Origin of the sequence: Streptomyces sindenensis, from assembly GCF_014649035.1 — a bacterium.
GTDB lineage: Bacteria > Actinomycetota > Actinomycetes > Streptomycetales > Streptomycetaceae > Streptomyces > Streptomyces sindenensis.
On sequence record NZ_BMSG01000009.1, the window covers coordinates 124,801 to 136,145 of the forward strand.

Below are 11,345 nucleotides of genomic sequence, written 5' to 3' on the forward strand. Positions count from 1 at the left end.
GTTCCTGATGATCCGAGTCCTGCTGGCCGACGACCACCCCGTCGTACGGGAGGGGCTGCGCGGGATGCTGGAGGCCGAGCCGGACCTGACCGTGGTGGCCGAGGCGTCGAGTGGTCCGCGCGCCGAGGCCCTCTGCGCGGAGCTGCTGCCGGACATCGTGCTGATGGACCTGCGGATGCCGGGCGGCGGGGGCGTCGAGTCGATCCGGCGGATCCGTGCGGCCGGGCTGCCGTGCCGGGTCGTCGTGCTGACCACGTACGAGAGCGACAGCGACATCCTGCGAGCGGTGGAGGCCGGCGCGTCCGGTTATCTGCTCAAGGACCTGGGCCGGGCCCAGCTGGCGGACGCGATCCGGGCCGCGGCCCGGGGCGAGACGGTGCTGGCCCCGACGGTGGCGACCCGCCTGGTGGACCAGTTGCGCGAAGCGCCGGAGGTGCCCCGGCTCTCGGAGCGCGAAACGCAGGTGCTGCGGCTGGTGGCGGAGGGGTGCACCAACGCGGAGATCGGGCGGCGGCTGTTCATCGGCGAGTCGACGGTGAAGACCCATCTGCTGCGGGTCTTCGGCAAGCTGGGGGTCGGCGACCGGACCGCCGCGGTGACGGGGGCGATGCGCCACGGGCTGCTGTGAACGCGCAGGGGCGCGGGCGGCGGGACCTGGGGTCCTGCCGCCCGCGCCCCGTTCACGGCCCGGTCAGCCGAGGCGCTTCGCCAGCTCGGCCTCGACCTCGGCCAGCGGCACCGCGCTCTGCTCGCCGGACTCCATGTCCTTGAGCTGGACGACGCCCTCGGCGAGATCGCGCTCGCCCGCGACCAGGGCGTAGCGCGCGCCCGAGCGGTTGGCGCTCTTCATCGCGCCCTTCAGGCCCCGGCCGCCGAACGCGAAGTCCGCGGCGATCCCCGCGCGGCGCAGCCCGGTGACGACGCCGAACAGCGCCCGGCGGGCCTCCTCGCCGAGCGGGACCGCGTACACGCTGGTGGTGTAGGGCAGGTCGAGCTCGATGCCCTCGGCCTCCAGGGCGAGGACCGTGCGGTCCACACCGAGCGCCCAGCCGACGGACGGCAGCTCGGGGCCGCCGATCATCTCGGAGAGGCCGTCGTAGCGGCCGCCGCCGCCCACCGCGGACTGGGCGCCGAGACCGTCGTGGACGAACTCGAAGGTGGTGCGGGTGTAGTAGTCGAGGCCGCGCACCAGCTTCTCGTCGTCCTCGAAGACCACACCGGCGGCCGTGAGAAGCGCCCGGACCTCCTCGTGGTACGCCTTGCACGCGTCGCACAGGTAGTCGCGGAGCTTCGGGGCGTCGGTCAGCTGCTTCTGCACGTCGGCCCGCTTGTCGTCCAGCACACGCAGCGGGTTGATCTCGATGCGGCGGCGGGTCTCCTCGTCGAGGTCCAGGTCGCGCAGGAAGCTCTGGAGCGCCTCGCGGTAGACCGGGCGGCACTCCTTGTCGCCCAGCGAGTTCAGCAGGATGCGGAACTGCCGCAGGCCCAGCGAGCGGTACGCCTGGTCGGCGAGGATGATCAGCTCGGCGTCCAGGACCGGGTCCTCGGTGCCGATGGCCTCGGCGCCGACCTGCGAGAAGTGGCGGTAGCGGCCCGCCTGCGGGCGCTCGTAGCGGTAGTACGAGCCGGAGTACCAGAGCTTGACGGGGAGGTTGCCCGCCTTGTGGAGGTTGGCCTCCAGGGCCGCGCGGAGCACGGACGCGGTCCCCTCGGGGCGCAGCGCCAGCTGGTCGCCGCCCTTGGTGGTGAGGGTGTACATCTCCTTGGTGACGATGTCGGTGGACTCACCGACACCGCGGGCGAAGAGCTCGACGTTCTCGAAGCCGGGCGTCTCGATGTAGCCGTAGCCGGAGTCGCGCAGCGGGGCCGCGATGGCCTCGCGCACCGCGAGGAACGTCGCGGAACGGGGCGGGGTCAGGTCGTACGTGCCCTTGGGGGCCTGAAAGGTGCTCACGTGAATACGTCTCTCGTCTACAGTCCTCGGCGCGGAGCCGCGTCCAGCCCGTTCAGATACGGGTTGGTGGCGCGCTCGCGGCCGATGGTCGTCTGGGGGCCGTGGCCGGACAGCACCACGGTCGAGTCGTCGAGCGGCAGGCACACACGGGCCAGCGACTCGAGCAGCTCGGCGTGGTCGCCGCCGGGCAGGTCGGTGCGTCCGACGGAGCCGGCGAAGAGCAGGTCGCCCGAGAAGAGGAGCGGCGGAATGTCCGCGGCCTCGGGCATCCCGAACGTCACCGACCCCTTGGTATGGCCGGGCGCGTGCGAGACGCCGAACTCCAGGCCGGCCAGGGTCAGCTTCGACCCGTCGGTCAGTTCCTTGACGTCGTCCGGCTCCCCCACGGTCAGCTCGCCCATGAGCGGCATCCCGATGGAGCGGCCCAGCGCCTTCTCCGGGTCGCTCATCATGTAGCGGTCCTCGGGGTGGATCCAGGCGGGGACGTCGTGGGCGCCGCAGACCGGCACGACCGAGGCGACGTGGTCGATGTGGCCGTGGGTGAGAACGACGGCGACGGGCTTGAGCCGATGCTTCTTCAGCGCTTCCTCGACGCCCTGGGCGGCCTGGTGGCCCGGGTCGATGATCACGCACTCCTCACCGGCGGCGGGGGCGACCAGATAGCAATTGGTCCCCCAGGCCCCGGCGGGGAACCCGGCAATAAGCACGATCGTCCTTAATGTTCGGCGGAGGATGCGGCCCGCAGTACGAGGATGCGGCGGATCAGAGCCTACCGGCGCTCCTCATGACACAGGTAACCCATATACGGTACGGGCAGCTCAGGCCCCCATCCGACGATCCACGACGTAACAAGGAGCCCAACCGGTGTCCAGCAGCGAACAGCGGCGGCGGCAGCTCGCCCGGGAGAAGTTCGAGCGCCAGCAGAAGCGCCGGGAGGAAGCCCGCCGCAGGACGAGGCGCATCACCGCGATCGTCGCGGCCTCGGTGGCCGTGGTCGCCGTCGTGGGCGTGAGCGCGTTCGTCGTGGCGGGCAAGGACGACGACAAGGACAAGAAGAGCGAGGCGGCGGCGAGCCAGACCCCCACTCCGGAGCCTTCGGAGAGCGAGAGCAAGGCTCCCACGCCTCCGATGAAGATCGACAAGAAGGCCACCTACACGATGTCGCTCGCCACGAGCCAGGGCGACATCGCGTTCTCGATGGACGCGGCGAAGACCCCGGAGACGGTGAACTCCTTCAAGGCGCTCGCCGACAAGGGGTACTTCAACGACACCAAGTGCCACCGGCTGACCACCCAGGGCATCTTCGTGCTCCAGTGCGGCGACCCCAAGGGCGACGGCACGGGCGGTCCGGGCTACAACATCCCGGACGAGAACCTGGACGCGCTCGGCAAGGCGGGCGACGACGGAACGGTCGTCTACCCGCCGGGCACGGTGGCGATGGCCAACACCGGCCAGCCGGACTCCGGCGGCAGCCAGTTCTTCCTGGTCTACAAGGAGACGAAGCTCCCGCCCACCTACACGCCGTTCGGCACGATGGACGACGCGTCGCTGAAGGCCGTCGAGAAGGTCGGCGCGGCCGGGGTCGAGGGCGGTGCGGGCGACGGCGCCCCCAAGAAGGCCGTGACGGTCGAGAAGGTCTCCGTCGAGAAGAGCTGAGCCCGCGGGACGGCGACCACCGGGAAGGGGCTCCGCCCGGGCGGAGCCCTTTCACCCGCCCGAGCGGAGAATTTCAGCCGCGCTGAGTGCGGACAGCCGGGCGGCCGGTCGCCTAGATTGGCGTTGTGCAGGGCGGGCGATGCCCGCCCCAGGAAACTGTGGACGATGCCCGGGGGGCGAACCCCCTCGCAGGCATCAGGTGGAGGAGGCGCTGTGAGCAGCGACCCGTGGGGCCGCGTCGACGAGACGGGCACCGTGTACGTGCGTACAGCCGAGGGCGAGCAGGTCGTCGGATCGTGGCAGGCCGGTTCCCCCGAGGAGGCTCTGGCCTATTTCGAGCGCAAGTACGACGGCATTGTGGTCGAGATCGGCCTCCTCGAACGGCGGGTGAAGACCACCGATCTGTCGGCGAAGGACGCGACGACGGCCATCGACCATCTGCGGCAGCAGGTCGACGAGCACCACGCGGTGGGCGACCTGGACGCGCTGCGCAAGCGGCTGGACGCGCTCGTCGCGACGGTCGAGGCGCGGCGCGAGGAGCGCAAGGCGCAGAAGGCCAAGCAGACCGACGAGGCCAAGCAGGCCAAGGAGGCGCTGGTCGCCGAGGCCGAGGAGCTGGCGCGGAGCGAGCAGTGGCGGTCGGCCGGTGAGCGGCTGCGGGCGCTGGTGGACACCTGGAAGGGTCTGCCCCGCCTCGACCGCAAGTCGGACGACGAGCTGTGGCACCGCTTCTCGCACGCCCGCTCGGCGTTCTCCAAGCGGCGCAAGGCCCACTTCGCCGCGCTGGACGCCCAGCGCGAGGAGGCCCGCAAGGCCAAGGAGAAGCTGGTCACCGAGGCCGAGTCGCTGTCCGGTTCGACGGACTGGGCGGGCACGGCGGCGCGCTACCGCGATCTGATGACCGAGTGGAAGGCGGCGGGCCGCGCCCAGCGCGAGGCCGAGGACGACCTGTGGAACCGTTTCCGCGGCGCCCAGGACATCTTCTTCGCCGCCCGCAGCGAGGTCTTCGCGGAGCGGGACGCCGAGCAGGGCGAGAACCTCAAGCTCAAGGAGGAGCTCGCTGCCGAGGCCGAGAAGCTGGTGCCGGTGAAGGACCTGAAGGCGGCCCGCGCCGCGTTCCGGTCCATCAACGAGCGCTGGGAGGCCATCGGTCACGTACCGCGTGACGCCCGCCCGAAGGTCGAGGGCCGGATGCAGGCGGTGGAGCGGGCGCTCCTGGAGTCGGAGGAGTCCGAGTGGCGCCGGACGAACCCGGAGGCGCGGGCCCGCGCCGAGGGTCTGACCGGCCAGCTCCAGGCCGCCGTGGACAAGCTGCGTGGCCAGATCGACACCGCGCGTGCCCAGGGCAACAACGCCCGCGCGGACAAGCTGGCCAAGGAGCTGGAGGGCCGCCAGGCGCTGCTGGACCAGGCGCTGAAGGGCCTGGAGGAGTTCGGCGGCTGAGCCCCGAGCGGTGACAGGCGAGGCCCCGGTACGCGATGCGTACCGGGGCCTTTCCCGTGCCGGCGGCTACGGAATGGGGTGTTCCACCGTGCGCCGGGCGCCGCCCACCACGAACAGCGCCAGTACGGTCAGCGCGGCGCCGGCCCACAGCACGCTCGTGGTGCCGATGCCGTCGACGGCGAAGCCGCCGAGGAGCGCGCCCAGGGCGATGGACAGGTTGAACGCCGAGACGTACAGCGAGGTGGCCGCCTCGGTGGCGTCCGGTGCGGCGTCGAGTATCCAGGTCTGGAAGGTGACCGGGACCGCGCCGTAGCCCAGCCCCCACAGCACCAGGATCGTCCCCGCCGAGAAGGCGCCGGTGTCGGCGAGCGCGAGGACGGCCATGGCCGCCGTGAGGACCGCCGAGATGCCCATGACGCAGCGCCGGAGGTGGCGGGTGACGAGGGCTCCGGCGATGAAGTTGCCGCAGATTCCGGCGGTTCCGAACGTCAGCAGCAGCACGCTGATCGAGCTGTCGGTCACGCCGTCGCCCTGGAGGACCGGCCGGACGAACGTGTAGGCGAGGAAATGGCCGGTGATGACCAGGAAGGTGAGGGCGATACCCACCCGGACACCGGCGTTGCCCCTGAAGACCTGCGGCAGGGCCGAGAAGGTGACGGTCCGCCCGGCCGGCACCCTGGGCATGAGGAAGAGCATGCAGGCCAGGGAGACGAGCCCGAGGATGCCCACGGCGGCGAACGCGGTGCGCCATCCGCTGAGGTCGCCGATGAGCGTTCCGCTGGGCACGCCCAGGACGGACGCGGTCTCCACCCCGCCGAAGATCACGGCGGTGGCCCGGGCGACATGCCTGGCCGGCACCAGCCGCAGGGCGATGCCTCCGGCGACGGACCAGAAGCCGCCGACGCTGAGACCGACCAGGAACCGGGCGACGAGGACCAGCGTGAAGCCGGTGGCGAAGGCGGAGGCCAGATTGGCCGCGCCCATCAGCCCGATCAGGACCACCAGGACGACACGGCGGTCGATGTGTCCGGTCGCCACGGTGACCAGGGGCGCCGAGACCGCGGCGACCAGGCCGGGCACCGTCACCATGAGCCCGGCGGTCCCCTCGGAGACGTCGAGCGCCTGGCCGACGGGGGTGAGCAGTCCCACCGGGAGCAGCTCGGAGGTCATCAGGGAGAAGATGCCCAGGGTCACCGCCATGACGGCGAGCCAGCCCTTGGCGGGTGAGCGACCGGTGGCCGTGGTCGTCCCGGTCTCGACGGTGGTCACGGGGTACCGGGCGTCTTGCGCGTGGTGACGTTCATCCGGTTCCACGCGTTGACGGTGAGGACGAGGGCGATGAGCTGGGCGAGCTCCTTCTCCTCGAAGTGCCGTGCGGCTTCCTCGTACACCGCGTCCGGCACTCCCTCGGGCAGGAGGGTGACCGCTTCGGTCAGGGCGAGGGCGGCCCGTTCCTTCGCGGTGAACAGACTCGACTCCTCCCATGCGGAGAGCTGGTGGATCCGGTCCTCCAGCTCTCCGGCCCTGCGGGCGTCCCCGGTGTGGTAGTCGATGCAGTAGGCGCACCGGTTGATCTGCGAGGCGCGGATCTGCACCAGTTCCACAAGGACGGGGTCGAGCCCCTCGCGGGCGGCGGCGTCGAGGGCGAGGACGGCCTTGAACACCCGGGGGGAGACGGCGGCGAAATTCATGCGCTGAGGCACCTGAAAAGTGGTCATGCAAGGACCGTAGGCGCGGAAGCGACCTCGCTCGGGGTGCACTCTCAGGGCAAAATCATGGGTCAATCGCCGGGCGTCAAAGACGCGGCGGCCGTACGGAAAGGGCCGTGGCGTGACCTCGGTACGGTCACGCCACGACCGTGGTTACGGCAGTGCCTACGGCCTGCGGGCCGACGTGACCCGGTAGACGTCGTAGACGCCCTCCACACCGCGTACGGCCTTCAGGACGTGGCCCAGGTGCTTGGGGTCGCCCATCTCGAAGGTGAAGCGTGAGGTGGCCACCCGGTCGCGGGACGTCTGGACGGCCGCCGAGAGGATGTTGACGTGCTGGTCGGAGAGGATCCGGGTGACGTCGGAGAGCAGCCGGGAGCGGTCCAGCGCCTCGACCTGGATGGCGACCAGGAAGACGGAGGACTGGGTGGGCGCCCACTCGACGTCGAGGATCCGCTCGGGCTGCTGCGAGAGCGACTCCACGTTGACGCAGTCCGCGCGGTGCACGGAGACGCCGCTGCCCCGGGTGACGAAGCCGATGATCGGGTCGCCGGGGACGGGGGTGCAGCAGCGGGCGAGCTTGACCCAGACGTCCTCGACGCCCTTGACGACGACGCCGGGATCCGCGTTTGCGCGGCGCTTGCTGCGCCCGCCGTGCGAGGGCGGGGTGGACTCGGCGATGTCCTCGTTGGCCTCGTCGTGGCCGCCGAGCGCCTGCACCAGCTTCTGGACGACACCCGCCGCCGCGACATGGCCCTCGCCGATCGCCGCGTACAGCGAGGAGATGTCGGGGTAGCGCATCTCGTGGGCGAGGGTGACCAGGGAGTCGCCGGTCAGGATGCGCTGGATCGGCAGGTTCTGCTTGCGCATGGCCCGCGCGATGGCGTCCTTGCCCTGCTCGATGGCCTCGTCGCGGCGCTCCTTGGAGAACCAGGCGCGGATCTTGTTGCGGGCGCGCGGCGACTTGACGAAGCCGAGCCAGTCCCGGGAGGGCCCGGCGCCGGCCGCCTTGGAGGTGAAGACCTCGACCAGGTCGCCGTTGTCGAGCGTCGATTCGAGCGGGACGAGCCGCCCGTTGACGCGTGCTCCTATGGTCCGGTGCCCGACCTCGGTGTGGACGGCGTACGCGAAGTCGACGGGGGTCGCGCCGGCGGGCAGCGCTATCACGTCGCCCTTCGGCGTGAAGACGAAGACCTCGTTGCGCGAGAGGTCGAAGCGCAGGGACTCCAGGAACTCACCGGGGTCCTCGGTCTCCTTCTGCCAGTCCAGGAGCTGGCGCAGCCACGCCATGTCGTTCACCGTGTCCTGGCCGCGCCCGGTGTTCTTGGGGACGTCGGTACGGACCTTCGAGGCGCCCGCGACGGCTTCCTGCTTGTACTTCCAGTGGGCGGCGATGCCGTACTCGGCGCGGCGGTGCATGTCGAACGTACGGATCTGGAGCTCGACGGGCTTGCCGCTGGGACCGATCACCGTGGTGTGCAGTGACTGGTACATGTTGAACTTGGGCATTGCGATGTAGTCCTTGAACCGCCCCGGGACCGGGTTCCACCGGGCGTGGACGGTGCCGAGCGCCGCGTAGCAGTCGCGGACCGTGTCGACGAGGACGCGGATGCCGACCAGGTCGTAGATCTCGGCGAAGTCGCGGCCTCGCACGATCATCTTCTGGTAGACGCTGTAGTAGTGCTTGGGGCGGCCGGTGACGGTGGCCTTGATGCGGGCGGCGCGCAGGTCGGACTGGACCTCGTCGGTCACTATGGCGAGGTATTCGTCGCGCTTGGGGGCCCGCTCGGCGACGAGGCGGACGATCTCGTCGTACATCTTGGGGTAGAGGATCGCGAAGGCGAGGTCCTCCAGCTCCCACTTGATGGTGTTCATGCCCAGCCGGTGCGCCAGCGGGGCGTAGATCTCCAGCGTCTCGCGGGCCTTCTTCTCCTGCTTCTCCCGCTTGAGATAGCGCATGGTGCGCATGTTGTGCAGGCGGTCGGCGAGCTTGATGACCAGGACCCGGGGGTCCTTGGCCATGGCGACGACCATCTTGCGTACGGTCTCGGCCTGGGCGGCCTCGCCGAACTTGACCTTGTCCAGCTTGGTGACGCCGTCGACGAGCAGGGCGACCTGGTCGCCGAAGTCCCGCCGGAGGGTGTCCAGGCCGTACTCGGTGTCCTCGACGGTGTCGTGCAGCAGGCCCGCCATCAGCGTCGCCGGGTCCATGCCCAGCTCGGCGAGGATCGTGGTGACGGCCAGCGGGTGGGTGATGTAGGGGTCGCCGCTCTTGCGCTTCTGGCCCCGGTGCCAGCGCTCGGCGACCTGGTAGGCCTTCTCGATCTGCCGGAGCGTGGTCGTCTCGATCTTGGGGTCGTTGCCCCGGACCGTACGCAGCAACGGTTCCAGGACGGGGTTGTACGGGCTGGAGCGCTGTACGCCCAGCCGGGCGAGGCGGGCCCGCACCCGGTTGGAGGAGCCGCCGGTGCGGGAGGCGGAGCCGCCGGCGGCCCCGGCCTTCGCGGGGGGCCCGGGGGGCGGGGGCTTGGGCGCGGCGGGGGCCGGTTTCCTGGCCGGAGGCTGCGCGGGGCCCGTCGTCCCGGCCGGTTTCGGCGGGGCCTCGGGGGCCGCGGGTTTCACGGGAGGAGTGGCAGGCTTCGCGGCCCGGGGGGGCGCGGGCTCGGCGGCCGGCTCGGCGGGCGCGGGCTCCGGCGCGTTCGAGGGCGCAGCCTTCTCGGGCGTGGCGGGGGCCGCCACGGGCTTGTCGGGCTGCGGGGCGGCGGCTGACTGGGCCTCGTCTGGCAAGAGCGCTCCTCGTGCGGATCCGGGGTACCCGGAGAGCCCATGGTATCGATCCCCCGGCGAGACCTCGTCCGGGGACGGTGGGAGCCTGCACAACGAGGAATGGGCACCCGGTGTTCCCGGGTGCCCATCCTGGTGTGCTCGATGTCCGTCGCCGGACCGCGGTCCGGCGTTCAGACCGTGATCAGGGCCTCCAGCGGGATGCCGTCGAGGCCCGGCTCCAGGCGGGCGCGGCCCGCGAGGAAGCCGAGCTCCATGAGGACCGCGACGCCGGCGACCTGCGCGCCGGCCCGCCGGATGAGGTCCAGCGAGGCCTCGGCGGTGCCGCCGGTGGCGAGGACGTCGTCGATGACCATGACCCGGTCATCAACGTCGAGGTCCTCCGCGTGGATCTCGATCTCCGCGCTGCCGTACTCCAGCTCGTAGGTCTGGCTCAGCGTGGCTCCGGGGAGCTTTCCGGCCTTGCGGACCGGGACGAAACCGATGCCCGCCCGGACCGCGACGGGTGCGGCCAGGATGAAGCCGCGCGCCTCCAGGCCGACGATCTTCGTGGCCCCGTGCCGTACGCACAGCTCCGCGAGGGCGTCGGTGAGCGCCGTGAAGGCGACCGGGTCCGCGAGCAGCGGGGTGATGTCCTTGAACACCACGCCCGGCTTCGGATAGTCCGCGACATCGCGGATCCGGCTGAGCAGCAGCTCCCTGATGGATTCCGTGGTGCTCGTCATCGCTCAGCGCTTCCCGGGGGTGCGGGGCGACCGGGGGCGGCCGATCGCCGTGCCCGCCGTCGCGGCGCCCTCGCGCCGGTCCTCGGGGGACTCGCCCTTGGCGGCCGCGGCGGCCCGCTTGGCCAGGACCCGCTTCTTCAGCGCCTTCATCTGCGGGTCGCGTTCCTTGAGGTCGGCGACGAGCGGCGTGGCGATGAAGATCGAGGAGTAGGCACCGGCGGCGAGACCGACGAACAGCGACAGCGAGATGTCGTTCAGCATGCCGGCGCCGAGGACGCCGCCGCCGATGAACAGCAGGCCGGCCACCGGCAGCAGCGCCACGACGGTGGTGTTGATGGAGCGGACCAGAGTGCTGTTGATCGACCGGTTGGCGATCTCGCTGTACGTGAAGCGGGTCTGCTTGGTGATGTCCTTCTGGCCCTCCTTGAGGCTGTCGAAGACGACCACCGTGTCGTACAGGGAGTAACCGAGAATGGTCAGCAGACCGATCACCGTGCCCGGGGTGACCTCGAAGCCGACCAGGGCGTAGACGCCGACCGTGATGGTGATGTCGTGGATCAGCGCGATGAGGGCGGCGACGGCCATCCGCCACTCGAAGGCGATCGCCAGATAGATCACCACCAGGATCATGAAGACCCCGAGGCCGGTCCACGCCTTGTTGGCGATCTGCTCACCCCAGCTGGGGCCGACCAGGTCCGCGTTGATGTCGTTGGCGGGGATGCCGAGCTCGTCGGAGAGGGTCTCCTTGATCTCGTTCGCCTTCGCGGTGTCGACCTCGGTGATCTGGATGCGCAGACCGCCGTTGCCGAGCTCCTGGACGATGGCCTGGTGCCCGGAGGCCTCGGTCGCCACGTCGGTGGCCTGGGAGGTGGAGATCTGGGCCTTGGTGTCGGTCGTGAAGACCGCGCCGCCCTTGAACTCGATGCCCATCCGGAGGCCGCCCACCGCCACGCCGATGATGGCCGTGATGGTGATCAGGATCGAGACGCCGTACCAGATCTTGCGGTTGCGGATGAAGTCGTAGCCGACCTCGCCGCGGTAGAGCCGGGCGCCGAGATTGCCGAGTCGCGACAT

10 protein-coding genes are annotated in these 11,345 nt (G+C 70.8%); 3 read left to right on the forward strand and 7 right to left on the reverse strand.

Annotated elements, in window-relative coordinates; translation table 11 throughout:
• Positions 1 to 7 precede the first annotated feature (7 nt).
• Positions 8 to 628, forward strand: a complete 621-nt coding sequence (locus IE145_RS13255) for a response regulator (RefSeq protein WP_189521138.1) — start codon at positions 8 to 10, stop codon at positions 626 to 628.
• Positions 629 to 691: 63 nt separating this feature from the next.
• Here the strand turns inward: IE145_RS13255 and hisS are convergent, their stop codons facing one another.
• Together hisS and IE145_RS13265 are read right to left on the reverse strand one after the other, a co-directional pair.
• Positions 692 to 1,954 (reverse strand): histidine--tRNA ligase, encoded by a 1,263-nt coding sequence (gene hisS, locus IE145_RS13260; RefSeq protein ID WP_189521140.1) that lies wholly within the window; start codon positions 1,952 to 1,954, stop codon positions 692 to 694.
• A 17-nt stretch (positions 1,955 to 1,971) separates the two neighbouring features.
• Positions 1,972 to 2,661, reverse strand: coding sequence for an MBL fold metallo-hydrolase (locus IE145_RS13265; protein WP_189521142.1), 690 nt, complete (start codon positions 2,659 to 2,661; stop codon positions 1,972 to 1,974).
• 157 nt (positions 2,662 to 2,818) lie between these two features.
• Between IE145_RS13265 and IE145_RS13270 the strand changes: the two genes are divergently transcribed.
• Positions 2,819 to 3,610 (forward strand): peptidylprolyl isomerase, encoded by a 792-nt coding sequence (locus IE145_RS13270; protein WP_189521144.1) that lies wholly within the window; start codon positions 2,819 to 2,821, stop codon positions 3,608 to 3,610.
• Positions 3,611 to 3,823: 213 nt separating this feature from the next.
• Positions 3,824 to 5,053, forward strand: a complete 1,230-nt coding sequence (locus IE145_RS13275) for a DUF349 domain-containing protein (RefSeq protein WP_069737355.1) — start codon at positions 3,824 to 3,826, stop codon at positions 5,051 to 5,053.
• A 66-nt stretch (positions 5,054 to 5,119) separates the two neighbouring features.
• On the opposite strand, the gene IE145_RS13280 is transcribed toward IE145_RS13275, so the two are convergent.
• The 5 genes from IE145_RS13280 to secF form a co-directional block, all read right to left on the reverse strand.
• Entirely contained in the window at positions 5,120 to 6,322 is a 1,203-nt protein-coding gene (locus tag IE145_RS13280; RefSeq protein ID WP_189521146.1) for an MFS transporter, read from the reverse strand.
• Positions 6,319 to 6,771, reverse strand: coding sequence for a carboxymuconolactone decarboxylase family protein (locus IE145_RS13285; protein WP_189521148.1), 453 nt, complete (start codon positions 6,769 to 6,771; stop codon positions 6,319 to 6,321). Before IE145_RS13285 ends, IE145_RS13280 begins: the two co-directional genes overlap by 4 nt.
• A gap of 156 nt (positions 6,772 to 6,927) precedes the next feature.
• Entirely contained in the window at positions 6,928 to 9,549 is a 2,622-nt protein-coding gene (locus IE145_RS13290) for a RelA/SpoT family protein (RefSeq protein WP_189521150.1), read from the reverse strand.
• A 170-nt stretch (positions 9,550 to 9,719) separates the two neighbouring features.
• Positions 9,720 to 10,271 carry an adenine phosphoribosyltransferase gene (locus IE145_RS13295; protein WP_189521152.1) on the reverse strand — a complete coding sequence of 184 codons (552 nt, stop codon included), beginning with the start codon at positions 10,269 to 10,271 and terminating at the stop codon, positions 9,720 to 9,722.
• Between the two features lie 3 nt (positions 10,272 to 10,274).
• Complete coding sequence (gene secF, locus IE145_RS13300) at positions 10,275 to 11,345, reverse strand: protein translocase subunit SecF (RefSeq protein WP_189521154.1); 1,071 nt, start codon at positions 11,343 to 11,345, stop codon at positions 10,275 to 10,277.